General features: G+C 64.9%; 30 protein-coding genes. 16 read left to right on the top strand and 14 right to left on the bottom strand.

All coding sequences use genetic code 11. From position 1 onward, the window contains the following. Nucleotides 1-9: 9 nt before the first annotated feature. On the top strand, nt 10-858 hold the full coding sequence (locus tag ACIBI6_RS16160) for a helix-turn-helix transcriptional regulator (protein WP_364351270.1): 849 nt from the start codon (nt 10-12) through the stop codon (nt 856-858). Nucleotides 859-986: 128 nt separating this feature from the next. Here the strand turns inward: ACIBI6_RS16160 and ACIBI6_RS16155 are convergent, their stop codons facing one another. Then, nucleotides 987-1,646 carry a hypothetical protein gene (locus ACIBI6_RS16155; RefSeq protein ID WP_396956789.1) on the bottom strand — a complete coding sequence of 220 codons (660 nt, stop codon included), beginning with the start codon at nt 1,644-1,646 and terminating at the stop codon, nt 987-989. A gap of 59 nt (nt 1,647-1,705) precedes the next feature. Next, nucleotides 1,706-2,116 (bottom strand): helix-turn-helix domain-containing protein, encoded by a 411-nt coding sequence (locus ACIBI6_RS16150; RefSeq protein WP_364351264.1) that lies wholly within the window; start codon nt 2,114-2,116, stop codon nt 1,706-1,708. An 80-nt stretch (nt 2,117-2,196) separates the two neighbouring features. Between ACIBI6_RS16150 and ACIBI6_RS16145 the strand changes: the two genes are divergently transcribed. Then, nucleotides 2,197-3,105, top strand: coding sequence for an NmrA family NAD(P)-binding protein (locus tag ACIBI6_RS16145; RefSeq protein ID WP_364351261.1), 909 nt, complete (start codon nt 2,197-2,199; stop codon nt 3,103-3,105). 124 nt (nt 3,106-3,229) lie between these two features. After that, entirely contained in the window at nt 3,230-3,961 is a 732-nt protein-coding gene (locus ACIBI6_RS16140; protein WP_396956788.1) for an arginase family protein, read from the top strand. A 3-nt stretch (nt 3,962-3,964) separates the two neighbouring features. Here ACIBI6_RS16140 and ACIBI6_RS16135 read toward each other — a convergent pair whose 3' ends face one another. The 3 genes from ACIBI6_RS16135 to ACIBI6_RS16125 all read right to left on the bottom strand — a co-directional run bounded on the left by ACIBI6_RS16135 (nt 3,965) and on the right by ACIBI6_RS16125 (nt 7,011). Then, nucleotides 3,965-6,250: an ATP-binding cassette domain-containing protein gene (locus ACIBI6_RS16135; protein ID WP_396956787.1), complete on the bottom strand. Its 2,286-nt coding sequence runs from the start codon at nt 6,248-6,250 to the stop codon at nt 3,965-3,967. Nucleotides 6,251-6,427: 177 nt separating this feature from the next. After that, on the bottom strand, nt 6,428-6,664 hold the full coding sequence (locus tag ACIBI6_RS16130) for a hypothetical protein (RefSeq protein ID WP_364351252.1): 237 nt from the start codon (nt 6,662-6,664) through the stop codon (nt 6,428-6,430). Further along, complete coding sequence (locus ACIBI6_RS16125) at nt 6,661-7,011, bottom strand: hypothetical protein (protein ID WP_396956786.1); 351 nt, start codon at nt 7,009-7,011, stop codon at nt 6,661-6,663. Before ACIBI6_RS16125 ends, ACIBI6_RS16130 begins: the two co-directional genes overlap by 4 nt. A 155-nt stretch (nt 7,012-7,166) precedes the next feature. Between ACIBI6_RS16125 and ACIBI6_RS16120 the strand changes: the two genes are divergently transcribed. The 3 genes from ACIBI6_RS16120 (at nt 7,167) to ACIBI6_RS16110 (ending at nt 8,576) form a co-directional block, all read left to right on the top strand. Continuing rightward, complete coding sequence (locus ACIBI6_RS16120) at nt 7,167-8,078, top strand: helix-turn-helix domain-containing protein (protein ID WP_396956785.1); 912 nt, start codon at nt 7,167-7,169, stop codon at nt 8,076-8,078. Continuing rightward, nucleotides 8,068-8,283, top strand: a complete 216-nt coding sequence (locus ACIBI6_RS16115; protein WP_396956784.1) for a DUF397 domain-containing protein — start codon at nt 8,068-8,070, stop codon at nt 8,281-8,283. Before ACIBI6_RS16120 ends, ACIBI6_RS16115 begins: the two co-directional genes overlap by 11 nt. An 80-nt stretch (nt 8,284-8,363) precedes the next feature. Further along, nucleotides 8,364-8,576, top strand: a complete 213-nt coding sequence (locus ACIBI6_RS16110; protein ID WP_396956782.1) for a DUF397 domain-containing protein — start codon at nt 8,364-8,366, stop codon at nt 8,574-8,576. 77 nt (nt 8,577-8,653) lie between these two features. On the opposite strand, the gene ACIBI6_RS16105 is transcribed toward ACIBI6_RS16110, so the two are convergent. From ACIBI6_RS16105 to ACIBI6_RS16090, 4 genes are all read right to left on the bottom strand, one after another. Beyond that, complete coding sequence (locus ACIBI6_RS16105; RefSeq protein ID WP_364351237.1) at nt 8,654-8,968, bottom strand: hypothetical protein; 315 nt, start codon at nt 8,966-8,968, stop codon at nt 8,654-8,656. 70 nt (nt 8,969-9,038) lie between these two features. Beyond that, entirely contained in the window at nt 9,039-10,232 is a 1,194-nt protein-coding gene (locus tag ACIBI6_RS16100) for an alkaline phosphatase family protein (protein ID WP_364351234.1), read from the bottom strand. Nucleotides 10,233-10,245: 13 nt separating this feature from the next. After that, nucleotides 10,246-10,557 carry a nuclear transport factor 2 family protein gene (locus ACIBI6_RS16095; protein WP_364351231.1) on the bottom strand — a complete coding sequence of 104 codons (312 nt, stop codon included), beginning with the start codon at nt 10,555-10,557 and terminating at the stop codon, nt 10,246-10,248. A gap of 84 nt (nt 10,558-10,641) precedes the next feature. Further along, nucleotides 10,642-11,256, bottom strand: a complete 615-nt coding sequence (locus ACIBI6_RS16090) for a TetR/AcrR family transcriptional regulator (protein WP_364351228.1) — start codon at nt 11,254-11,256, stop codon at nt 10,642-10,644. Nucleotides 11,257-11,367: 111 nt separating this feature from the next. Between ACIBI6_RS16090 and ACIBI6_RS16085 the strand changes: the two genes are divergently transcribed. From ACIBI6_RS16085 to ACIBI6_RS16075, 3 genes are read left to right on the top strand one after another with little or no spacing between them, the layout of a single operon-like run. Next, the gene (locus tag ACIBI6_RS16085; protein WP_396956781.1) at nt 11,368-12,417 is read left to right on the top strand and encodes an NAD-dependent epimerase/dehydratase family protein; all 1,050 of its coding nucleotides are present in this window, start codon (nt 11,368-11,370) and stop codon (nt 12,415-12,417) included. Between the two features lie 9 nt (nt 12,418-12,426). Next, nucleotides 12,427-12,636 (top strand): hypothetical protein, encoded by a 210-nt coding sequence (locus ACIBI6_RS16080; protein WP_364351222.1) that lies wholly within the window; start codon nt 12,427-12,429, stop codon nt 12,634-12,636. Nucleotides 12,637-12,658: 22 nt separating this feature from the next. Beyond that, nucleotides 12,659-13,546 (top strand): TIGR03621 family F420-dependent LLM class oxidoreductase, encoded by an 888-nt coding sequence (locus ACIBI6_RS16075; RefSeq protein ID WP_396956779.1) that lies wholly within the window; start codon nt 12,659-12,661, stop codon nt 13,544-13,546. Between the two features lie 22 nt (nt 13,547-13,568). Here ACIBI6_RS16075 and ACIBI6_RS16070 read toward each other — a convergent pair whose 3' ends face one another. Next, entirely contained in the window at nt 13,569-13,994 is a 426-nt protein-coding gene (locus ACIBI6_RS16070) for an MmcQ/YjbR family DNA-binding protein (protein ID WP_396956778.1), read from the bottom strand. Nucleotides 13,995-14,142: 148 nt separating this feature from the next. Between ACIBI6_RS16070 and ACIBI6_RS16065 the strand changes: the two genes are divergently transcribed. The 3 genes from ACIBI6_RS16065 to ACIBI6_RS16055 all read left to right on the top strand — a co-directional run bounded on the left by ACIBI6_RS16065 (nt 14,143) and on the right by ACIBI6_RS16055 (nt 17,375). Further along, on the top strand, nt 14,143-15,363 hold the full coding sequence (locus ACIBI6_RS16065) for a transcriptional regulator (protein WP_396956777.1): 1,221 nt from the start codon (nt 14,143-14,145) through the stop codon (nt 15,361-15,363). 90 nt (nt 15,364-15,453) lie between these two features. Further along, on the top strand, nt 15,454-16,971 hold the full coding sequence (locus ACIBI6_RS16060; protein ID WP_364351211.1) for an aldehyde dehydrogenase family protein: 1,518 nt from the start codon (nt 15,454-15,456) through the stop codon (nt 16,969-16,971). Further along, complete coding sequence (locus ACIBI6_RS16055; RefSeq protein WP_364351208.1) at nt 16,971-17,375, top strand: DUF779 domain-containing protein; 405 nt, start codon at nt 16,971-16,973, stop codon at nt 17,373-17,375. The genes ACIBI6_RS16060 and ACIBI6_RS16055 overlap by 1 nt, the downstream gene beginning before the upstream one ends. 151 nt (nt 17,376-17,526) lie before the next feature. On the opposite strand, the gene ACIBI6_RS16050 is transcribed toward ACIBI6_RS16055, so the two are convergent. Next, nucleotides 17,527-19,080, bottom strand: a complete 1,554-nt coding sequence (locus tag ACIBI6_RS16050) for a succinic semialdehyde dehydrogenase (RefSeq protein ID WP_364351205.1) — start codon at nt 19,078-19,080, stop codon at nt 17,527-17,529. Between the two features lie 253 nt (nt 19,081-19,333). Here ACIBI6_RS16050 and ACIBI6_RS16045 point away from each other — a divergent pair, with 253 nt between their 5' ends. Genes ACIBI6_RS16045 through ACIBI6_RS16030 form a run of 4 tightly spaced genes read left to right on the top strand, consistent with a single transcriptional unit; the run spans nt 19,334 to nt 23,114 of the window. Next, entirely contained in the window at nt 19,334-21,781 is a 2,448-nt protein-coding gene (locus tag ACIBI6_RS16045; protein ID WP_364351202.1) for a nitrate- and nitrite sensing domain-containing protein, read from the top strand. Then, nucleotides 21,759-22,154, top strand: a complete 396-nt coding sequence (locus tag ACIBI6_RS16040; protein ID WP_364351199.1) for a roadblock/LC7 domain-containing protein — start codon at nt 21,759-21,761, stop codon at nt 22,152-22,154. Before ACIBI6_RS16045 ends, ACIBI6_RS16040 begins: the two co-directional genes overlap by 23 nt. Further along, the gene (locus tag ACIBI6_RS16035) at nt 22,151-22,525 is read left to right on the top strand and encodes a DUF742 domain-containing protein (protein WP_364351196.1); all 375 of its coding nucleotides are present in this window, start codon (nt 22,151-22,153) and stop codon (nt 22,523-22,525) included. The genes ACIBI6_RS16040 and ACIBI6_RS16035 overlap by 4 nt, the downstream gene beginning before the upstream one ends. Next, nucleotides 22,506-23,114 carry an ATP/GTP-binding protein gene (locus tag ACIBI6_RS16030; RefSeq protein ID WP_364351193.1) on the top strand — a complete coding sequence of 203 codons (609 nt, stop codon included), beginning with the start codon at nt 22,506-22,508 and terminating at the stop codon, nt 23,112-23,114. The genes ACIBI6_RS16035 and ACIBI6_RS16030 overlap by 20 nt, the downstream gene beginning before the upstream one ends. 6 nt (nt 23,115-23,120) lie before the next feature. Here ACIBI6_RS16030 and ACIBI6_RS16025 read toward each other — a convergent pair whose 3' ends face one another. From ACIBI6_RS16025 to ACIBI6_RS16015, 3 genes are all read right to left on the bottom strand, one after another. Continuing rightward, nucleotides 23,121-23,264, bottom strand: a complete 144-nt coding sequence (locus tag ACIBI6_RS16025) for a hypothetical protein (protein ID WP_364351190.1) — start codon at nt 23,262-23,264, stop codon at nt 23,121-23,123. 61 nt (nt 23,265-23,325) lie between these two features. Continuing rightward, the gene (locus ACIBI6_RS16020) at nt 23,326-23,823 is read right to left on the bottom strand and encodes a sensor domain-containing protein (protein WP_364351187.1); all 498 of its coding nucleotides are present in this window, start codon (nt 23,821-23,823) and stop codon (nt 23,326-23,328) included. Between the two features lie 39 nt (nt 23,824-23,862). Continuing rightward, nucleotides 23,863-24,279 carry an NUDIX domain-containing protein gene (locus ACIBI6_RS16015; RefSeq protein WP_364351184.1) on the bottom strand — a complete coding sequence of 139 codons (417 nt, stop codon included), beginning with the start codon at nt 24,277-24,279 and terminating at the stop codon, nt 23,863-23,865. Between the last annotated feature and the right edge of the window lie 17 nt (nt 24,280-24,296).

Below are 24,296 nucleotides of genomic sequence, written 5' to 3'. Positions count from 1 at the left end.
CATCGAGGCATGGATCGCGCCGAACTCGCCACGCTACTGCGGCAGGCCCGCGCCCGGGTGCGGCCGCGCGATGTCGGGCTGCCCAGTGGTTCGCGACGCCAGGTGCCGGGGCTGCGACGCGAGGAGGTCGCGCAACTGGCCGGTGTCAGCGTCGACTATGTGGTCCGGCTTGAACAGGGGCGGGGACCGCGACCGTCGGTGGCGGTGCTCGGCGCGCTCGCCCGCGCCCTACGGCTCGCGGATCCCGAACGCGATCTGCTGTTCCGGCTGGCCGGTTCCGCGCCACCGCAGGCGGGTCGCATCAACATGGTGGTGCGACCGAGCGTGCTGCGGCTGCTGGACCGCATGGCGGATCTGCCCGCACTGGTGATCTCCGCGAAGGCCGATGTGCTGGCCTGGAATCCGATGGCCGCCGCATTGCTCGGGGACTTCTCCGCATGGTCGCCCGCCCGACGCAACATCATCTGGCAGTCCTTCCTCGGCACCGAACCCTCCCGGGTGGTCTTCACCCCCGCCGAGGCCGAGGCGGCCGCCGAATCCTGGGTCAGCTCGCTGCGCAGCGCGAAGGCGGCCTATCCCGACGATCCCGACCTCGCTCGGCTCATCGCCGAACTACGTTCGCGCAGTGAGCGATTCGATCAGCTGTGGCGCGAAGGGAGCACCGGCAACTGGCGCAGCGCCACCAAGACCATCGATCACCCCGAGGTCGGGCGTTTGGTCCTGGATTGCGATGCGCTGTTCGTCCCCGACAGCGACCAGGCCGTAGTTGTGTACTCCGCGGGACCTGACACTCCTGCCGCCACAGCGCTGGAACTGCTCCGCATCACGGGCACGCAGCAGCTGAGCGAGCAGCGATAGCGCCGCGCTCGACGCGCGATTGGGCTTTGCGGTTGAAACGCCTGTGCTCGCATATCACGGCCAACGGGTGGTCGGTCGGCTCGACTTCCACGGTCGGACGAACACCAACGGCTTGACTGTGCACCTTGTTATCCGGAGAACTCGTCGGCCAGGGTGTTCCAGAACATGAGTTCGTAGTTCTGGAAGAGTCTGGCATACAAGTGTGCCTCGTTCGGATTCAATCGTCCGGAGTCGAGTCCGGCCTGGATTGCGGCGAAGGCCCGCTGTTCGGCTTCGGGGGCGGCGTCGGCGGCGAAGAAGTCGAAGAATGCGCAGGCCGGGTCGTCGAAGTCGTAGTGCGCGCGCATGCCTTCGGCGACGGCACGGCAGTAGCGGCCGAATGCGGCGACGTTCGCGTAGATGCCCGCCGCAGCGGCGGAGGGCTCGGCGTTGAGCGCCAACCAGGCGACGTAGGCCGGGTAGGCCTGACAACCCGCTCTGGGCAGCTCCATGCCCTGGTCTGGTCCAACTGCCGCCATGAGCGCGTCCAACAGGGCTAGCGCCTGCTGCTCGCCCGGTGGGAGTCCGTCGAGGAATGCTCTGACGTGCGGTTCGTCCTCTCGTGCCGCCATGGCGTGGAAGCTGCGCCAGTCGCTGCTGGTGATGCGTTGCTCCTCGGCGGCGATCGCGGCGAAGACCGCGCGCGGTGCTGTGCCGACCGAGATAAGCGGAACCATGCGGTTGTCGTTGTCGTGCGGGGCCAGCTCGGCTTGGATCCCGTCGAGCAGGTCACAAGCGGTAAGGGTCATCGGAACCTCCCTGGGGAATGCTTCCATTCAAGCGCTGTTGGCCCGCCCGCGACAGGTGTTCAATCGCCGTGCTCGGCATCCCAGCGTCGGCGGGCGTAAGCGATGCGGTCCTTATGATCGCGCGACCAGTCGGCCAGTCCGCCGATCGCCGCGGCAAGGCTCTGGCCGGTCTCGGTGAGCCGGTATTCGACCTGCGGCGGAATCGTCGGATACGCGATCCGCTCCACCATGCCGTCGCGGCACAGCCGCTTGGTGGTCAGTGTCAGCATCCGCTGTGAAATGCCGGGAACCGCCCGCTCCAACTCGCGGAAACGCCGCACCCCTTTACTCAATTCGACGATCACCAATACCGTCCACCGATCCCCCAACCGGTCGAGCACATCGCGGATGCCACAGTCGTCATCGCCACAGGGCCCATCGGGAATAGTGCCCGCGACCTGCGCGGTGACCGCGGTGTTCGTGACCGACATGAAAGTGCCTCCTTATGCCGCGCTTCGCGGCCGCCGATGCTGGGACGAATCCAGCAACTACAACAATCGGGAGCGTTGCGATGATCCTGGTAACCGGTATCTCCGGAGCCCTCGGCAGCCTCGTCCACCAAGGCCTGTCCACCCTCGACGGACTGACAGTAGCGGGGGGCAGCCGCTCCGGTGACGACACCACCACGCGCCGAATCGATTTCGACGACCCGGCAACGCTGCCCGCGGGACTGCGGGATGTCGATGTCCTCGTCCTGATTTCGGCCGGATATGCCGAAGACGATGTGGTGTTGGCCCGGCACGGTGCGGTGATCGACGCCGCAGCGGCAGCCGGGGTCCGGCACGTGATCTACACCAGTCTCGCGGGTTCCGGCGATCTGATGACGATTGCGCTGCCGCACCGCTGGACCGAAAAGCGTTTGGCCGCCGCACCATTCGACGTCACGATCCTGCGCAACGGACTCTACGCGGAGGTGCCGGTCGGGCTCGCCGTCGCCGGTGCCGTCGCCTCGGCTGAGTCCGGGGTATTCGCCGCCGCATTCGGCACCGGTCGAATCTCGGTGGTGGCACGGGAGGATCTGGCCGAGGTCGCCGTACGGGTGGCCGCGGAGACCGAGCGCGATCTGACCGCAGGACGGCGTAGCAGGCATGCGGACAAGGTGTACGAGTTGGAAGGCGTGACCGCGGTCGGTGGTGCGGATATCGCGGAGATTCTGAACGAATCCCTCGGCAGCCCGGTGCGATACGTGCCCGTCTCACTCGCAGACATGCGAGATATGTTGCAGGGCATCGGGTTGGAGCCGTATCAAATCACGCATACGCTCTCGTTGTTCGCGAATCTCGGTGCCGGACTCCTCGAAGCATCGAAATCCGACCTACACGACCTGCTTCCGCGCGCACCACGTGACGTTCGGGAGCTCATCACCGACGCGGTGCGGACGGTCGGGTACCAGTCCGCATCAGTGAACGCGGCGCGCTGAGCCGAAGCGTCGATGGCCACAACGACGGACCGAGGCGGCCCCTCCGCGCCGGGCGGACGCACGTTCCCGCGGCCCTGTTCCTAATTCGGTGGCGCGTGCTTCGGTCCCGAATAGGCTCGGATAGATGCGCTTGCTCGTGCCGTACCACCTCGATGAATACCGGCCGGAGATGGATGTTCCGATCACCCCGGACGCGGTGGTCACGGCCGAGTTGCCGGATGTCGATGATCCATGGGCGCGGATGGCCGTGCTCTATGCCGCGGTGGCGGACCGGGTTGCGGAGTCCGCGATTCGCGGTGAACGTGCGATCGTCGCCTCCGGCGACTGCACCACCGCCCTCGGCACGGTGGCCGGATTACAAAGGGCCGGATTGGATCCCGCGCTCGTCTGGTTCGACGCGCACGGTGATGTGCAAACCCTCGAGACCTCCGCATCCGGCTACCTCGGCGGCTTCCCGCTGCGCATGCTGGTCGGCTACGGGCGTCACCTCATAGCCGACCGAATCGGCTTGCGCGCCATCCCCGAACAGCGCGCCGTCCTGGTCGGCGGCCGCGACCTCGACCCACCGGAAGCCGAATACCTGCGCGCCGCACAGATCCGGCACCGCCCGGTCGACGACCTCGGCGACCTGCCGGACGGCCCGCTCTACCTTCATGTCGACTTCGATGTAGTTACCCCGGAGGATCTCCCGGGCCTACTCTTCCCTGCCCCCAACGGCCCCACACTGGCCGACGTCTCAGCGTCCATACGAGCCGTTTTGGCCACCGGCCGAGTAGCCGCCTTCGGCCTCGCGTGCACGTGGCGCGACGACGCCTCCGCCGCCGCGCACGTCCGCCCGCTCGTTGATTCCGCCTGACCCCTACCCGGCGGCCTTGTACTTTCGCAGGTACTCCCCGGTGAGAGAGGTCGGGTGGGTCAGCAATTCGGCGGGAGTTCCGGTGAAGACGATTTCGCCGCCGTCCTTGCCGCCGTCGGGGCCCAGATCGATCACCCAGTCGGAATGGGCGACCACATCGAGGTTGTGTTCGATTACCACCACGGTGTTGCCGCGGTCGACCAAGCCGTCCATCAGAGCCAGCAAGGTGTCCACATCCGACATGTGCAGGCCGGTGGTCGGTTCGTCGAGAACGTAGACGGTGCCGGTGTTCTGGAGTTGGGTTGCCAGTTTGATGCGTTGGCGTTCGCCGCCGGAGAGGGTGCTCATGGCCTGACCGAGGCTGAGATAGTCCAGACCCACTTCGTTCATCGTGCGCAGCTTTGCCGACAGTGCCTTTTCGGTGAAGAATCCGAGGGCTTCTTCGGCCGACATTGCCAGCACATCGGCAATCGACTTGCCGCGCAAGGTCAATGCCAGCACCTCGTCGGAGAACCGGCGTCCGTCACAGGCATCGCAGTGGGTGGTGACCGGGTCCATGTAGGCGACCTCGGTAATGAGCACACCGCGCCCCTCGCACTGCTTACATGCTCCGGTCGAGTTGAAACTGAACAGGCCCGGCGACTCCCCCGTCGCCTTGGCGAACAGCTTCCTGATCGGATCCATCAGGCCCAGATACGTTGCGGGCGTGGACCGCGACGATGCCCCGATCGCCGACTGGTCGACGAAGATCGCATCCGGATGCTCCCGGACGAACACATCGCGAATGAGGCTGCTCTTGCCGGAACCGGCCACACCGGTGATCGAGGTGAGAATGCCTGTCGGCACCGCGACGGTCACATCTTTCAGGTTGTGCACATTCGCATGCTCGATGAGCAACGCGCCGTTCGACTTACGAAAGGTGTCCTTGACCGTGAACGGCCTGCGCAATCCCGCACCCGTCGGCGTATCCGCGGCCCGCAGCTCGGCGAAGGTGCCCTCGAATACCACCTGCCCGCCGTGCAGACCGGCGCGCGGCCCGACATCGACGATGTGGTCGGCGATCTGGATGACATCCGGATCGTGCTCGACCACCAGCACCGTATTGCCCTTGTCCCGCAGTGCCTTCAGTAGGTTGTTCAACCGGCCGACGTCACGCGGATGCAATCCGACGCTCGGTTCGTCGAATACATAGGTCATCCCGATCAGCGTGCTCGACAGGTGTTTGATCATCTTGAGCCGCTGCCCCTCACCGCCGGACAGGGTGGAGGTCGGCCGATCCAGACTCAGATAACCGAGTCCGATATCGCTCACCCGCTGCAGCGCGGTCCGGATCGCGGCGGCCAGTCCGAGCGCGGCCGGATCGCTGATCGCATCGAGTACCGTCATCAGATCGGTGATCTGCAGTCCGGACCAGTCGGCAATATTGCGGCCATCGATCTTCGTGGCCAATGCCGCTTCGTTGAGCCGAGCACCACGGCAGGTCGCGCAGACACCCTCGGTGAGGAATTTCTGCATCTGTTCGCGCGTCTTCTCGCTGAGCGTTGTGGTGTCGCGCTGCAATCGGGTGCGGGTGAATTTGGCCGCCAGCCCTTCGTAATTCGCCTTCCAGGTGCCCTTGGCGAAGGTCAGCTCCACCTTGCCGCCGGTGCCGTAGAGCAGGTCGGTGAACTCGTCCTCGTCGTAATCGGCCAGTTTCTTATCCGGATCGAAGCGCCCGGATTTGCCGTACATCTGCCACTCGCCGCTGTCCACCGCATAACCGGGCAGCAGAATCGCACCCTCGCTCAGCGATTTGCTCCGGTCCACCAACCGATCCGGATCGGCCCGCACCGTGACCCCGAGTCCATCGCAGTCCGGGCACATGCCTTGCGGCACATTGAACGAGTAGTTGTATACGAATCCGGCTGAGGGCGAACCGAATCGGGCGAACATCGCCCGCACCATCGAGTAGATATCGGTCATCGTCCCGACGGTCGAGCGCGGCCCACCGCCCACGGGCTGCTGGTCGATGATGACCGGAGCCGTCAAGTTCTCGATCGCCTCGGCGTGCGGCCGCTCATAGCGCGGTAGGAAGTTGAGAATGAATGCCGGGAATGTCGCATACAGCTGACGCTGGGACTCCACGGCAATCGTATCGAAGACGATCGACGATTTGCCCGACCCGGAGACGCCGGTAAAGACGGTGATCTTGTTCTTGGGGATTTCCAACGACACATTGCGCAGATTGTGCTCACTGGCACCGAGCACGCGGATGACATCCGTGGCGACGACGGAATCGGCGAAAGGCATGTCGCCCACCATGCCATGCGCCACCGACAAAATGCCCGACGGAACGTGATATAGATCACAGTAATGCAGAATGCGCATGAACCGTCAATTCGGCCTTGACCAGCACAATCGTCGGCTGCCGCTGGGAAAGTCGAATGGCCCGACGGATTCCGTTGACGCTCTCGAATTTCGCCCATCTCATCGTCCGAGGAACAGGCGTTCGCACGGAAGACGCGGATAGCGGCTGGTGTCGCCGAGGTCGATGGTGACCGCGTCGGCGTAATGCCGCCGCTGGTGTTCGCGCGTGAATATCAGCGCGGCGGTAAGGCACGCGGCGTAGTCGAGGCGCACGCCGTGCAGGAACACGCTGAGGTGTACATCCGGTTCGTTGGGACGAGGCGAAACGTTCTCGAGGTCTCGGGGTTTCGTGCTCACGATTCCTCGAGGTCGCGAACATCGGTGGGCTGGATGGTGTTTGCGTCGGCTTTGTCCGGATCGGCGTCCGAGTCGCAAATCCATCCGTCCTCGTCGACCGGAACCAACGAGCCGTCCGCACCCTGAAATATCGGACGGCTGTCGATGGGAGCGAGGTCGAGTTTCTGCTGGGTGTCCTTATGGAAGTCGTCGAGCAGACGGCGCACGGATGGAGCTATCGGCGGGCCTGCCCACTCGCGGACCGCGGCCGCGACCTGCTCGACCAGTTCGGGCGGTGCGCCCGTGTACGCGACTGGCGGCCCGGTGAACGGATCTCGTTGTGGAAGCTCTCGTTTCGGCGTGGACATGACGCAAAGGGTGTGTCAAGCGCCAACGTTCGGACAGGCGCAATTGCGAACTGGCGAAACTCAACTGAAAGCGCAGTAATCCTTCCGCTGACACAGTTACGCTCCTTCCGCGACGGAAGGAAGCTGCATCGCAAGCCGGAAGGGGATCGCAAGGGGTGACAACCGAAGACGATGATGGGCCAGAGGACAACGGAACCACTCTGCCGCGTAGGCAACTCGGCCGTTTACTGCGAGAAGCACGGACGCGGGCGGGCCTGAGCTTGGAGGTGGCCGCGCGAACACTCGGCTGGGGTAACGCAACGATTAGCAGACTGGAGAACGGCCGCAACAAAACCGTCAGGGCGACAGATCTTGACGCCCTGGGCGGGCTATACGGGGTCGAGGCGGAAGACCTTGTGGCATGGAAGGAGCTTGCAGGACAGGCGCCTGTCCGGTCGTGGCTACGAACCTACAGTGATGTACTCGAGCCGAAGTTCAACACGTACGTCGAACTTGAATCCGCCGCAAGTGAATTGGCTATATTTCAGCCGCTCATCATCCCCGGTCTGCTCCAAACTCACGACTACGCGCAGGCCATGAACCGAGCAAGGCAGCCGCGAGTCCCCGACGCGGATTTGGAACGGTTGGCAGCCGTTCGGGCTCGACGTCAGCACCTGCTCACGCGGCCCCGGAATCCGTGCAAACTTACGGCCGTGATACATGAGAATGCGCTGCGGACCACCATCGGTAACCCGCAGGTGATGGCTGATCAGTGTCGACATGCGGCGGACATGAGCACGCTCGAGAACATCGAGTTACGCATACTCAGGCAAGAAGCTGGCTTGCCAACCGGCAGACTCGTCACCCCGTTCATTGTGATGACCTTTCCGAAGGACGTACAAGGCAAACCGGTGGAACCGTCTGTCATCTATGCGGAGAGCTACACAGGGGATGCGTACCTCGAGAAGCGCGACGACGTGCAACGTTGTCGGCACACGTTCCGTACGCTGGTTGGGGCGACGATGGATGCTCGGTCGAGTCGCGTCCTATTGAGAGAAATAGCAAGGAGTTATAACGGTGAACGCTGAAGTCGACCTGACGGGGGCGAAGTGGTTCAAATCACGCCACAGTTCGGGGGGCAGCGGCGAATGCGTGGAGGTCGCACACCTTGACGGAGGCATGGTCGGCGTGCGGGACTCCAAGAACCCGACCGGCCCCGCGCTGGTCTTCAAGCCCAGCGAATGGGACGCCTTCACGGCTGGCGTGAACGACGGCGAGTTCGACCGGACGTAGGTCGAGGTAGCAAATCGGCCCCAGCTTTCTCAGAGGCCGTCTGCATGCCCGGAGTGTCCGTGCCGTAAGGAGTTGTGACAGTGAACGTCGAGGTCGACCTAACCGCCGCGCAGTGGTTCAAGTCCCGACGTAGCGAAGCCGGAAAAGAGTGCGTTGAGGTGGCCTTCCTCGACGGTGACCACGTCGGAATGCGGGACTCGAAGAACCCGACCCGTCCCGCGTTGGTGTTCACTCCGTCCGAGTGGGACGCCTTCACCGCTAGCGTGAACGACGGCGAGTTCGATCGCGCGTAGTCCCGAAACAGCAAAGCGGCCCTCAGTTTTCGATCGACTGGGGCCGCTTTTGCGTGTCCGCCTGCCACGTATTCGGACTACTTGTTGAGGAAAATGCCTGCGATATCGGCTTTTTTGATCGGGGTGTCCTGATTGACCTGCGCACCGCAGAGCAGATCCACCTGGATCATCGTCGCATCGACCGCCGTGCCCGCGGGCTCGTGATCATCGTTGGTCTGCTGCTTGATGAATTTGGTGATCGTCGTGCGCTTGGTGTCCTGATCCTGTTTGACGTAATCGCGGCAGGTGGTGTCCCCACCCTGGTTGAGCGCCCGCTCGATTTCGGTGCAACCGGCCAGCAGTGCCGCGACGGCCGCGACACCGAGTCCGGTCCGTAAGAGCGTGGCGTTCATAGAGATCCTCCTGGCGCTTCGGCGGGCGACCATGCCCGCGACGACGCGTACAGCCTAGGGCAATGGCCGGTTACGGTCGGAACGTGCGCAGCGGCACATTCATCTCCGCCGATGTAAGCGAACCATGATGTCCGATCAGCCTGGATTCCAGCGGTTCGGCGCCGGTGCGCACGACACCGCGCAGACCACGGGCCGCGACCACGAGATCGCCGATGCGCTCGGCGATATGCGGTGCCACGGTGGGGCCGAACCAGCCGCGGTCGATCGCCTCGGCGCGGGGGATGACATCGAAGTCGACGCCCAGGAATTCCTGCCATGTCGCTGCCACATCGGCGGTGGCGCCATCCACGGTGAAGACGTGACGGGCGCGCGGTTCGCCACCGAGTAGGCGTACGCCGTCGCGCAGTACCTCGGTCTTGTCGTAATCGATACGGTCGACGAGTTCCACCATGCCGTGATCGGCGGTGACGATGAGCGCGGCATCGGGCGGCAGATGTTCGGCGATGGTCGCGGCCAGCCGGTCGACATGCGCGAGCTCCAAAAGCCAAGCGTCGGAGGATGGTCCGCGCACATGACCGGTCGTGTCGAGGTTGCCGTGGTAGGCGTAGACCAACGACCGCGAGCCCGCCCGCAATGCGATCGCGACGCCGTCGACGAAATCACCGACGGATACGTAGGGGCGGAATTCGCAGCCGCGCAGCACGGCCCTGGTCAGCCCGGAACCCGCCTGTAGGCGCGGCGCGACCTGGGCCACCGCGATACCGTCGGCGGCGGCGCGCTCGAAAACCGTGGCGGTGGGCTGGAATTGCTCCGGCACCAGATCGTGCAGCAGGTCGATCTTCGGTCCCGCGCCGTGTAGCCGCCAGGTCAGCGCATTCACCAGCCGGTCGTAGCCGGGCACGTGTATCAGGTATCCGGTGAACCCGTGTTCACCGGGGGGCACACCGACCCCGAGTGAACTCAGACTGACCGTCGTCGTGCTCGGGAAGCCGGCCGTCAGCGTGCGTCGCGCCAGCGCCGACAGGAACGGCGCCGCATCGGAATTCGCGGCGAGCGCATCCGCGCCGAGACCGTCGATCAGCAGTACACAGATCCGATCGGCGGCGAGTTCGAGGCCGAGCCGGTCGACCTCGCCGGGTACGCCGAGCCCGGCGAGGAGTGAGGGGAAAAGATCAGCCAGGGAGCCCGTGCCGTAATCAGGCAACACAGCGTCGCGCAGCGACTCCGTGGGTGGTGGTGGTCGGGCGGCGGGCGGACTGAACACGAACTCAGGGTACTCAGGCCTGGCCGGTCTCGAATCGACTGATTTTGCCGTCGTGCACGATAAAGCGCCAGGCGGTGCGCATCGAACCCCAGCGGGAGTTCGTGTAGTCGGCAACCAATTCGGTGCCGTTGTCACCGACCGATTCGACATTCATGCGCCCATTGCTGCCGAAGATCTCGGAATCGGTCCACTGGACCAGATTGCGCTCCACACCGTCATCGGACATGGTCGCATCGTCGGTGAGGATGGCGTAGAAGCGGTCCTGGTCGCTGTCGTTGAGCGCGGCGACGAATTCCTGGACCGTGGGATCGAGCTGCTGTGTCATCGGAACATCCCTCTCGAAGAGTGCGGGTGCATCGGACAGCAAATGTTCGGCTTCACTCTAGTGTCGGGTGTGCCCGCGCGGGCGTCACGCGCCGGGACCGAGCAATGCGGTGAAGGTGCGCATGATGTCCTCGACCAGTGTGGGCGCGGTGGTCCCGAGCTGGATGCTGCGTTTTTCGAGCTGACCGTCCAGCCACAGCGAGGCCATGCCGTGCGCCAGACTCCACCACATGACGGCCAGCGTGTCGGCCTTGTCGGCGGGCAGCAATCCGGCGGCGACGGCGTCGGCGATGCTGTCGGCAAGGACATCGAAGGCCGCATCGCCCGCGGCCGCCGCGTCCGGATGCTTATCGGGTTGCGAGAGTTCCGGACGGAACATCAGACGGAAGTAGCCGGGATTTTCCTGGGAGAACCGCACATAGGTTTCGGCCAGCGCGGTCAGTGCTTGTAACGGGCTGACGGCGGCGGCGCGTGCGTCGGCCAAATCGCTGCCGAGCTGTCGGAAACCCTCGGTCGACAGGGCGGCGAGCAATGCCGAGCGATCAGCGAAATGGTGGTACGGCGCGCCGGTGCTCACGCCCGCCTCGCGGGCCACCCGCCGCAGGCTTACCGCACCGAGGCCTTCGGTTTCGATCAGCCGCAGGCAGGCGGCGAGGAGCGTGTCGCGCAGCGCGCCGTGGTGGTAACTGGTCCGCGTCACCAATCGAGCGTATTCGACACCTGCTGGACAGCCTAACTATGCAGTGCTTAGATGATCTGAGCGGCGCTCAGATGAGCTGTTCGCATCTCCTCCTTCGAAGCGGGTAAGCATATGAGTTCACGGGTACTCGTCACCGGCGCAACAGGATTCGTCGCTGGACACGTCATCGCGGAACTGCTCGAGCACGGATATGCCGTGCGTGGCACGGTTCGCGATCTCGGAAATGCGGATAAGCGCGCACATCTGGTGGCGCTTGCGGATCGGCTCGGCGGCGAGTTGGAGTTCGTCGCGGCGGATCTGAACGACAATGCGGGGTGGGCGGCGGCAGTTTCCGGCTGTACGTACGTACTGCACGTGGCGTCACCGTTTCCCGCAACGCCGCCAGACGATGAACGGGAACTGATCGGTACCGCGGTCGACGGGACATTGCGGGTATTGCGGGCGTGTGCCGATGGCGGCGTTCAGCGGGTGGTGCTCACCTCTTCGATCGCCGCGGTGACCTACGGCCATGAGACGGATGCGGTGCGCACCGAAGCCGATTGGTCGGTGGTCGAACGCAGTGCCGCCTATCAGAAGAGCAAGACACTGGCCGAGCGGGCGGCATGGGATTTCGCGGTGGATTCGGGTCTGGAGCTGGTGGTGGTGAATCCCGGAATGATATTGGGCCCATTGCAATCCGCGGCGACGAGCACCTCACACGAACCGGTGCGCCGACTGCTCGCCCACGACGCGCCGGGTTCACCTCGGGTGGGGTGGGCAGTGGTGGATGTGCGGGATCTGGCGGTGGCGCATCGGCTTGCACTGGAGTCTGCCGCAGCGGTCGGGAATCGGTATATCTGTGCGGGCGAACATGTCTGGATGGCGGATACGGGGCGAATGCTTGCCGAGGAATTCGGGCCGCGTGGATACCGGGTACCGACTCGGGTGATCCCGGATGTTCTCGTGCGGGCGATCGCCCTGTTCGACAAGGGGATTCGATTGACGGTGCCGATGTTGGGCCGCACCGAACAGCTCAGCTACGAGAAGGCGCGGCGGGAACTCGGATGGTCGATGCGACCGGTGCGGGAGACCGTCCTGGACACTGCGGAGAGTCTGATCGAGTTCGGCGTCGTGCCACGGGCGGCGGAGGCTTCGTCGCGGCGGACAGCCGTGAATGCGTAGGGGTGGACCGTGCTGATCGCGACACTCGTCATCGGCACCATCGGATTGGTGCGACGCTGGTTGGGCAGGCGGACGTCGGAGACGAAACCCGATGTGCCGCAATGGCGAAATGCGTTGCGGCGGACCGTCAAGTCGTTCAAGCGGCCAGGTCCGGCATTGGCGGCGGTCGTGACATCGGCCGGGATGGTTTGGGTGGGACTGGTGCTCGCACCCTGCTGATCGGGCCTGGTAGACAGGAACGGTGACGGCTGCGCGACGCAAGTTCCGGTTCGGTGTCAATCTGCTCGCTCCCGCTTCGCGAGCGGAGTGGATACGAAAGTGTCGCAGGGCCGAGGAACTCGGGTACGACGTGATCGGTGTGGCCGATCACCTGGGGTTGCCCGCGCCGTTTCCGGCAATGATTCTCGCGGCCGAGGCCACCGAGCGGGTTCGGCTGACCACCCTCGTCTTGAACACACCCTTCTATAACGCGACGCTCTTGGCACGCGATGCCGCCACGGCCGATCAACTCACCGATGGACGCGTCGAGTTGGGGCTCGGAGCCGGATATGTCCGGGAGGAATTCGAAACGGCCGGAATCACTTTCGAGACCGCGGGCAAGCGGGTCGAGCAGTTGGCGACGACCGTCGCGACACTGCGGCGGTTGTTCGCCGATCCGGAGTATCAGCCGCGGCCCGCGCAGCCTTCGGGCCCGCCGCTGGTCATCGCCGGTTGGGGTGATCGGCTGCTGCGGGTCGCGGCCGAATATGCCGATATCGTCGCGCTGCCCGGTGCCGCACCGGCATACAACGGCGGTCCGCTGCAGTTCGTCGGACTCGACGCCACCGATGCGCGAATGACGTATCTACGCGAGTTGCTCGGGTCACGGGCCGAGGATGTCGAGCTGAATATCCTGCTGCAGCGGGTGGTTCCGCCGGATGAACGGTCGGCCGCACTGGAACTGTATGGGCCGCATCTGCCCGCCGATGCCGCCGACCAGCCGGAGGAGTTGCCCGCATTGCTGATCGGGACGCCGAAGGAAATGGCGCGGCAGCTGGAACAGCGCCGGGAACGGTTCGGATTCAGCTACGTCTCGGTACTCGAGAGCAGTATGGAGCCGATGGGCGCGGTAATCGAGTTGCTGCGCTGAACGCAGGACAGGCCACGGCAGGTCAGTCCGCGACATTGTGCGCGGCCAGCCAGTCGGCCGCCCGCTTGCGGGAGGCCCGGCTGAGCCAGGCGTCCTGGATGACCTCGGCCAACTCCTGCTTGCTGAGTTCACCTATGCGACTGCCGCGCACCAGGACAGACAGATGCCCGTCGAAATGCGGAGTGGTGAAGAACGGTGAATCCGGATCCTGCACCAGCGCGAGTTTGTCCGATTCCGAGGGCACCCAGATCACGATCACATCGGTATATCGTTCACCGGTGTCCGGATCGAATGCATCGGGGCGCGGGTTGCGGAAGAAGACAAAGGATTTGCCGCCGACCTGGTACACCGCATTGCCGTGCGGACCGTCCAAGCGGTTGACGAACGGCATGCCGGTGGCCATTTCGTGCACGTCGGCCACCTTGGCTCGTCGCGAAACCCTTGCCATATCCAGCAGCGTAGACCGTGATCGCACAGCAGAGTTGAATCTTCAATGGGGAACGGTCGGTTTGCCATCGAACTCTCGACTCAACCTAGATGCGTACGCCATCATGAGATAGCGAATGTGAGCTCACACTAACGATGGGGTCAACGAGGTGGCACAATTCCGCACCCTCACCCGACAACGGGCCGCACTGGAAAAAGAATGGGCACGTTGGACGTCCGCTCCGAATAGCGCTTTCGGCATACCCGCGGACTCGACCTCGCTACGCAATGAGGTCATCCAATCCTGGCGGCGCTCGCTGACGACCGTCGATCCGAGTTGCACCGAGGCCCCCGGGCTAGATGATGTCCGCGAGCGCTGGACCGAATCCCCACTGCGCCAACCGATTACCGAACTCGCCGGTGATCTGCGCGGCATCTCCGAAGACTCCGGCTATCTCGCGGTCGTCACCGACGCCGCGGGCACCATTCTCTGGTCCTGCGGCGATCGTGCGCTGCGTCGCCAGGCCGAGGCGGTGAATTTCGCACCAGGCGGCTGCTGGGACGAAAGCCATATGGGCACCAACGGATTATCGCTCGCGCTGCACAGCGACCGCCCGACCACCGTCTTCTCCGCCGAACACCTGGTCGCCGCGCTACACGGCTGGGTCTGCTATTCCGCACCGATCCACGCACCCGACGGCCACCAGTTGGGTGTGCTCGATCTGTCCAGTTCCTGGGAGCGTTCGCATCCGATGGTGATGACCTCGGTCCGGGCGCTGGTCACCGCGGTCGAGACGATATTGCGTGCGGCCGCTCCGACACCCGCACGCGGCGTGCGGCTCGAATGTCTCGACGGCGCACGGCTGGTCCGCGATGGCAGGCCGGTGCCCTTGCCGCCGCGCCACCTGGAAATCCTGGCGTTGCTCGCCCTGGAGCCCGACGGGTTCACCCCCGAACAACTGCAGGCCGCGGTCTACGGCGACCGCCCGGTCTCCTCCAGCACGCTCAAGGCTGATGTCTCACATCTGCGCCGCACCACCGGCGGCGAGATCAGCAACCGCCGGTACATGCTCACCGGTCCGGTCTCCTGCGATGCTGTCGACCTGCTCGCCGCCATCCAGGCCGGCGACACGACCTCTGCGGTTTGGCTCTACCGTGGACCGCTGCTGCCCGGTTCGGACAGCCCACGTGTGCTGCAGTGGCGCAACCATCTCGATGTCGGGGTGCGCACCGCCGTACTGGCCAGCGACCGGGCGGATCACGCCGTCGCCTTCGGCGAGCGCTCCCCCGGCGATATCGAAGTGCACGAGCACGCGCTGCGATTGCTGCCCGCCGACGATGTGCGCCGCGCCGTGGTCGTCGCCCGGTTGTATACCGCACTGCGCTGCTGACGGCCCGCCGCGATAGCGGCACCAACCTCGCACCAACCTTCTCGGGACATAGTGGCCCGGCAGGCAAGATTCGCGAGGGAGCGCCTACACATGATCTACGCCAAACCGGGGTCTGCCACCGGCATCGTCACCTACGCCAGTCGCTACGACAACTTCATCGGTGGTGACTGGGCGGCCCCGATCGAGGGCAGGTACTTCGAGAACCCCTCCCCCGTCGATGGCGAGACCTTCTGCTCGGTGGCGCGCTCCTGTGCCGCCGATATCGATATGGCTCTCGAAGCCGCGCACAGCGCCGCCGCCAAATGGGCCGCCACCTCCCCCGCCGAGCGCGCGAATATCCTCAACAAGATCGCCGACCGGATCGAGCACAGCCTCGAACCCCTCGCCATCGCCGAAACCTGGGATAACGGCAAACCCGTGCGCGAAACCCTCGCCGCCGACCTGCCTTTAGCGGTGGACCACTTCCGCTACTTCGCCGGCGCCATTCGCGCCCAGGAGGGCAGCATCGCCGAAATCGATGTCGACACCATCGCCTACCACTTCCGTGAACCGCTCGGCGTGGTCGGTCAGATCATCCCGTGGAACTTCCCGATCCTGATGGCCGCGTGGAAGCTGGCTCCGGCCTTGGCGGCGGGCAACTGTGTGGTGCTCAAACCCGCCGAGCAGACCCCGGCATCGATTCTGCTGGTGATCGAGCTCATCGCGGATCTGCTGCCGCCCGGAGTTCTCAACGTGGTCAACGGTTTCGGTGTCGAGGCGGGTAAGCCGCTGGCGGCGAGTCCGCGCGTGGCCAAGGTCGCCTTCACCGGCGAGACCACCACCGGACGGCTCATCATGCAGTACGCGAGCGAGAACATCATCCCGGTCAGCCTGGAGTTGGGTGGTAAGAGCCCCAATATCTTCCTGCCCGATGTCATGGCCGCCGATGACGAATTCCTGGACAAGGCCGTCGAGGGCTTTGTCATGTTCGCGCTCAACCAGGGCGAGGTGTGCACCTGTCCCTCGCGCGCGCTGATCCATTCGTCGATCTACGACGAATTCCTGGCCCGCTGCATCGAACGGACCCGAGCCATCAGGGGCGGTAATCCGCTCGACGACACCACCATGATCGGTGCCCAGGCCAGTAACGACCAATTCGAAAAGATCCTGTCCTATATCGATATCGGCAGGCGGGAAGGCGCCCGTGTGCTCACCGGTGGGGAAGCACGCAAGGTAGACGGACTGCCGGGTGGCTACTACATCCAGCCGACGATTTTCGAGGGCACCAATACGATGCGGATCTTCCAGGAGGAGATCTTCGGCCCAGTGGTGGCGGTGACCAGGTTCGACACCGTCGAAGAGGCGACCATGATCGCCAACGACACCCTCTACGGCCTCGGCGCCGGGGTGTGGACCAGGGATATCACCACGGCTTACCGGATGGGTCGGGCAATCAAGGCAGGGCGAGTATGGACCAATTGTTTCCACGCGTACCCTGCGCACGCCGCCTTCGGCGGGTACAAGAAGTCCGGCATCGGCCGGGAAAACCACAAAATGATGCTCGAGCACTACCAGCAGACCAAGAATCTGCTGGTCAGTTATTCACCGACAAAACTCGGGTTCTACTGATGCACGGCAGAGTAGCCCGCGTCGCGATCACCGAACGGGCACGAGAAGTGTTGCGCCGGTTGATAGAACAGCACGGACCGGTGCTGTTCCACCAATCCGGCGGCTGCTGCGACGGGAGTTCACCGATGTGCTTCGGAGTGCGCGAATTCCGGGTAGGCGGCGCGGATGTGCTGCTGGGTCGGTTGCCGTGGCATACCGAATTCTGGATCAGCGGTGATCAATTCGAACTGTGGAAACACACCCATCTCACCGTGGACGTGGTGACCGGGCGCGGCGGCGGATTCTCGCTGGAGGCGCCAGAGGGCGTGCGGTTCATCATCAGATCGCGCCTGCTGTCCGATGAGGAGACGGCGGCGTTGGCGGCGGGACCGCCACCGCGGACGGGAGCCGATCGGATGAGTTGACTACCGAAAACGCAGTCGTCGATACCTGATTCACGCCCGCGGGTGCGTCCGCGGGCGGCCAACCGGTGATCGGCCAGGGGGTCCGCAGCCCTGGGCCGACACCGCTAAGCCCCGCCGTCCCGCTGCAGACCGGGACGGCGGGGTGCGGTGTCTACCTGCCGGGCAGGAAACGGAAACCACGGACCAGCGTCATCAGCAGCCGCTGCCATTTGTCCCGCGAAATCACCGGCGGCGCATCGAGATTCATGAATCGCGTGACTACAACGGTCTGAGGTTCGGTGAACTTCAACAGACCGTCCGGGCCGTGCCTGCGCCCGACACCGGAGATGCCCATACCGCCCATCGGCGCGGCGGTGGTGCCCCAAGCCGGGGCATACCCCTCGTCGACGCAGACGGTGCCCGCATGCAACCGCTCGGCGATCCGCTCCCCCGCGGCCTTGCTCTGCGCCCAGACGCTCGCGTTCAGACCGTATTCGGTGTCATTGGCCAGCCCGATCGCCTCCTCCACGCTCTCGACCGGGTAGATCGAGACCAGCGGACCGAAGGTTTCGTTGCGGCCGCATTCCATCTCGTCGGTGACATCGGCGAGCACGGTGGGTTCGAAAAACAGCGGTCCCAGATCCGGACGCGCTTTGCCGCCCGCGAGCACCTGAGCGCCCTTGGAGGTCGCGTCGGCGACATGTTTGGACACGGTCTCCAATTGCGCTTCGGAGATCAGGCTGCCGATATCGGCCGAATAATCGTAGTCCGCACCGAGTTTCGCGGCCTGTACGGCGGCAACGAACTTCTCGGTGAACTCCGCGGCGACCGCCTTCTCCACATACAGCCGTTCGATCGAAATACACAGTTGACCCGCATTGGAGAAACAGGCGCGCACCGCGGCCTTGGCGGCCTTGTCCAGTTTCGCGCCGCGGGTGACGATCATCGGGTTCTTGCCGCCGAGTTCCGCGGAGAATCCTATGAGCCTGCGCCCGCACTGTTCGGCCAGGGTGCGACCGGTGGCGGAGGAGCCGGTGAACATCAGGTAGTCGCAATTGTCCACGATGGCGGTGCCGACGACGGTGCCCGGTCCGGGGACGACGGCGAGCAGGTCACGGGGCAGTCCGGCCTGGTACAGCAGTTCGGCGCTGGCCAGCGCGGAAAACGGGGTCTGACTATCCGGTTTGACGATCACCGCATTGCCCGCGAGTAGCGCCGGGATCGAATCGCCGATGGACAGCAGCATCGGATAGTTCCACGGCGCGACCACACCGACGACGCCCTTGGGCTGGTGGCGCACCGTCGCTCGGTTGAGCACCGGGAAGGCGCCGGGCACGCGGTGTGCGTCGAGCAGATCTGGTGCGACCCCGGCGAAATAGCGGGCCGCGAACATCAGGCCCATGATCTCTTCCTGGGCGGCCCAGCGCGCCTTACCGGTTTCGGCCTGGATCACGTCCATCAGGAATTCGCGCTGTTCGACGACCAATTCGCGGTATCGCTCGAGTACCGCGGCACGATCCTTGGCCGGACGCGCGGCCCATCGGGCCTGCGCGGTCTCGGCCTTGTCGAATGCGGCCACCACGTCATCGGCGGTGCCGACCGGCACGCTGCCGAGTGGGTTGCCGGTGAAGGTTTCGGCGATCGTTTTGCGCGCACGGCCATCCGGATCAGCGATCGCGGCGATCGCGCTCAGGCGGTCGAACACTTCGGCTTTCGGCGCGGGCATCGGTGCCTCCTACTTGTGAGTAACCCCCAGATACACACAACATACGCCGCGTCCGTTCTCAGTAGGAGCCTCTCCTCGGGGTTGGCGGATGACGACGCGTATTCGTCACCGGAAGTACTGCAAGAACACCCTGCTGATGCTGGTCCAGCATCTCATCGAACGGGCCGGCGCAAGTACTACGGAAATGTCAACTCGAGTCCCGCTCAGCAGGACATGCGCAACGAAATGGTCACAACTGGTTTAGATTATGGCGATGTTCAGAGCGAGGCTCGGGGTCCGAACACGGATTCTGGCGATCGCGCTCGTGCCGAGCCTGACTCTGCTCGTGGTCGGCGTGGGTGCGGCGGGATATCTGGTTGCCGAGGGAAATAAGGCCAAGGACTGGGCGGCCCAGAATCAGCAGGCCATACCCTCCACCCGCGAATTGCTGGAGGCGGTCCAGAGCGAACGCCAGCTTACGTTGGCCGCGCTGACCGGCGACGAGACCGCAACCCCCGCACTAGGTGTGGCCAGGATGCGCCTCGATGGCGCGCTGAAGGGCCTGATCGATGCCTCCGCCGGACTCCGGGCGGTGGACGATTCGAAGATCGGCGATAACGCCGCGAACTTTATGACGCTGTCGACGTCGATGAACCAGGTCCGAACGCTCACCGATGCCGGCACCTTGCCCGTCCCGGACGCATACAACTTCTACAACCGACTGCTCGACATCATCTCCTTCGGCACCGAGATCGCCGAGCAGTCCGCACCGGACGCCACGATCGGCGTGCACATCGCCGACGGTATGCGAATCTTCCTGGTGGCCGAAGCGATGTCGCGCAGCACCGCGCTCGCGGGCATGATCGTCAATTCCAATGGGCCGACCCCCATTCCGATGGACGAGTACCTGCGCCAGATCGGCTTCTATCACGCCGAGGCCGCCAATCTCGCGGGCGAACTGGACCCGAAGCAGCAGGAGAGCCTGCACACGCTGATGGCGAGCCAGGCTTGGCAGCAGCTGATAGCCATGGAAAACGCGCTGGCCCAACGCAACACCACGGCAACGAGCACCACCTCCAACTCGTCGAGTTCATCCAGTTCGTCGAGCAGCTCCACCAAACAGGCGACGCCACCCGCCCTGCCGCTGAGCCCCCAGGAGTGGCACAGCGCGGCCGGCGAGGTGAACCGCGGGCTGATCGATGTGTGGATCGCCCAGAACAAGTACTCGCAGAAGTTGGCCGAAGACGAGGCCGCCGATGCCACCGCGCGATCGGCGTGGGCCGGTGGCGGTGTCATTGTGGTCAGCCTGCTGGCGTTCGTGATCGCGATCGTGCTGGCCAACCGAGTCATCAACCGGCTCAAGCGGCTTCGCGGTGAAACCCTGGCGCTGGCCGATGAGCGGCTGCCCGAGCTGATGCGCCGGCTCGGCGAGGGTGAGCTCATCGATCCGGAGGTCGAATCCGCGGAACTGGATTACGGTCACGACGAAATCGGTCAGGTGGCCAAGGCCTTCCAGCACGCGCATGCCGCGGCCGTCGCGGGTGCGGTGAACGAGGCCCGCACCCGTGAGGGTGTGAAGGCGGTCTTCCTGAATATCGCCCACCGCAGCCAGATCGTGGTGCACCGGCAGCTGGAGATTCTTGACAAGGCCGAAGAGCGCCAGGAGGATCCGGCCCTGCTGGACACCCTGTTCCGGCTCGATCACCTCGCCACCCGCGAGCGTCGCAATGCCGAGAACCTGATCATTCTCGGTGGCGGCCAGCCAGGGCGGCAGTGGCGCAATCCGGTGCCGCTGATCGATCTGGTGCGCAGCGCGGTCGGCGAAACCCTCGACTACGCAAGGGTTCGCGTGGCCCGGCTACCCGAGACGCATGTGCTCGGCTCGGTCGTGGCCGACCTCATCCATCTGCTCGCCGAACTGGTGGACAATGCGACCTCGTTCTCGCCACCACAGTCGCGGGTCGAGGTGAGCGGCAATGTGGTCGGCAAAGGCGTGGTCGCCGAGATCAGCGATCAGGGCATGGGCATGACCGAGGCCGAGATCGCCCGGGTCAACGAGATGTTGCGCAAGCCACCGGATTTCGGTGTCGCGGCGTTGTCTTCGGACTCCCGGCTCGGATTGTTCGTGGTCGCCCAGCTGGCCGCCAGGCACGGGGTATCGGTCCGGTTGTCGGAGTCCGACTACGGCGGCATCCGTGCCATCGTGCTCATCCCCTCGGCCCTGCTCGCCAATGAACAAGCCGCTCTGACAACGGATTCCGAGCCGCTGGAATCAGCGCGCAGGCGACGGCATCCGGTCCCGTTCGTCGACTCCTCCCCCTATGGTGGCGCTGAAACCGAGTCCGCGGTGCTCACCGCGCCGCCGCTGGCGCCGCCCGCCGTCGAAGCGCCGCCCACGTTCGAGGCGCCGCAGCCCACCGCGCCCGACACCAGGCCAGCGCTGCCGCGCCGCAACCGGCAAGCCAGCATCGCACCGCAACTGGCGCAATCGACTCCGGCCGAACCCGAAGCCGAGCAGCCACCGGAGCGGGAACGTTCGGCGGAGCAGGCGCGAGATCTGATGTCCGCCATCGAAAACGGGACCAGGCAGGGCCGCCGTGCCGTCCCCGATGCCGTGCTGCCAGAGGTGGCGGCCGCCGAGCAATTCGGCACCTATCAGGGACCGAGCGGTAAACACTCGGATGAACAGGAAGGTAACGGTGACTTCTTCCAGCCCCGGTGACCTCAACTGGTTACTCGACGACCTCGTCGACCGCCTCGCCGGCGTACGCTACGCAGTAGTACTATCCACCGACGGCCTACTCCTCGGCCGCTCCACCACCATGACCCGCGAAGACGCCGAACACTTCGCCGCCATGTCCTCCACCCTCTACGGCCTCGCCCGCAGCGCCGGAGCCCGCTTCGACGGCGGCAGCGTCCGCCAAGCCGTCATCGAACTCGACCGCGCGATACTGTTCGTCACCTCCGCCGGCGACAACGCCTGCCTAGCACTACAAGCCGCCGAAACAGCCAACCTCGGCATGGTCGCCTACGAAATGAACGTCACCGTCCAACGCGTCGGCACCTACCTATCCACCCCAGCACGACTGCCATGACACACCACGGCGGGCAATGGTACGACGAACAAGCCGGCCCACTGGTCCGGCCCTACGCACTCACCCGCGGGCGGGTGATGGGAGCAGGCCACGACCTGGACATGCTCACCGTGGTCGTCACCACCGACCCACCACCCACCCTGCGGCGAGCCGAACCGGAATACGCGGATATCGTGCGACTCTGCCGCGCACCACAATCCGTCGCCGAGGTCGCGGCCCACCTGAAACTCCCCCTAGCGGTCACCAAGATCCTCGTCGGCGACCTGATCGGCGAGGGCCACCTGATCTTCCGGGCACCGGTCCAGCCGGAAGCAGGCCCCGGCGATCTCAACATATTGCGAGCGGTACTGGATGGCATCCGAAAACTTTGACCCCACCCACCCCAGTGCGACACCACAACTGGCGGCCTCGGTCAAAATCCTCATCGCCGGCGGATTCGGCGTCGGCAAAACAACCATGGTGTCCTCCATCAGCGAGGTCGCGCCACTGCGCACCGAGGAGTTGATCACCGAAGTCTCCACCGGGGTCGACGACCTATCCGGCGTCGAACACAAAACCACCACAACCGTGGCTCTGGACTTCGGACGCATCACCATCGACCGCGACCTCGTCCTCTACCTATTCGGCACCCCCGGCCAAGACCGATTCTGGTTCCTCTGGGACGAACTCTCCCGCGGCGCACTCGGCGCAATCGTCATCGCCGACACCCGTCGGCTCGGCAATTCCTTTGCCGCCGTGGACTACTTCGAACGCCGCGGACTGGCATTCCTGGTCGCGGTCAACTGCTTCCAGGGCGCACCCGTCTACACCATCGATGAGGTACGCGACGCACTCGACCTCGATGACCACATCCCGGTCATGCTGTGCGACGCCCGCGACCGCACCTCCAGCAAAGAAGTACTACTCAACCTGGTACAACACCTCATCGAACGGGCCGGGCGGTCTCCGGTCGCCACCTGATCGCGGCTACCGGTATTCGAGCCTGGCGCTGATGTGGTGGCCGGCGATGCCGTCCACCTTCCAGTCGATGAGGCAGCCGACGAGACGGCGTTCGGCATGTTCACCGAGCGCCGGTTCGAGAGTGGCCAGCCAGGCGCCCGCACGTTTCACCGGCCCCCCACGATCCGCACGTGATTCACCACCGCATCTGCGGGCCCTGCCCATGCCCCATTCAGACTTGATGCCACCAGGAGATGAACAGCACCACCCCACCGACGACCAACAACAGCGATACCGGAAGGGGCCACCACGGACCGTGCCGACCGAGTAACCGGCGGGTCAGGCGCACTTGCACTGCACCGAATCCGGCCAGCGCCAGACCCCATACGGGCAGTAGCCCGACCCCGAGCAGTGCATGCACCGCCCAGGCTCCGGCCAGCGTCGGACCACCCCAGGAGTGCTCGAGATCGTTGTCCGCGATGAGTGGATAGAAGATTCCGCGTACCGCGGCGATGGTCGCCAGGAAGGCAAAAAACCAGGTCAGCAGGCCGACCGCACCGGCCAGCACCGAATGCGCGACCGCACGCACTGCCAGACGATCTCGCGGCGCGATGAAAATGCCCAGCAATCGGCGCGGGACGCGAAACCGGCTCGCTATCGGGCCGAGGCCGATTACCGGCGCAACCAACGCGTATGCGGCCCAACGCAACAGTGAGCGAACCGTGGTCATGCCATCGACCGTATCCCGCGCGGCGGATGCGCGGGCACCTCAGGCCAGTCGGCCCGCATCGACCAGGTCGTCGAACAGCAGCTGATCGACCGGCGGCACCAACGCGCGATCCGCATAGGAGAACCACGCGACCTCTTCGATCTCACTACTCGCCGCGAGGATGCCACGATAGTCGGCGGTGTAGCAGCTCATCCGTACGATCACATCGTTGGCCGGCCCGTGCAGTGCGGCCTCGTACGTGCCGACGTGGGCGACGGTTTCCGGAACCAGCGCGACGGTCAACTCCTCTTCGATCTCGCGCAGCAGCGTCTGCAGATCGGACTCCGCACCCTCGCGTTTGCCGCCCGGAATGTAGAAGATGTCCTTGCCTTTAGGTCGTGCACAGAGGATGCGGCCGTCCTCGATGCGCACCCACGCGACCGTGTCGATCAACTTCCGCACTCGCCCATCCGCCACCGCCGCAGCCTAATGGA

The sequence above is a fragment of the Nocardia sp. NPDC050412 genome, from assembly GCF_044458825.1.
Classification (GTDB): Bacteria; Actinomycetota; Actinomycetes; order Mycobacteriales; family Mycobacteriaceae; genus Nocardia.
The sequence above is the reverse complement of the archived record's forward strand: the minus strand, read 5'-3'. Positions and strand labels throughout refer to the sequence as shown.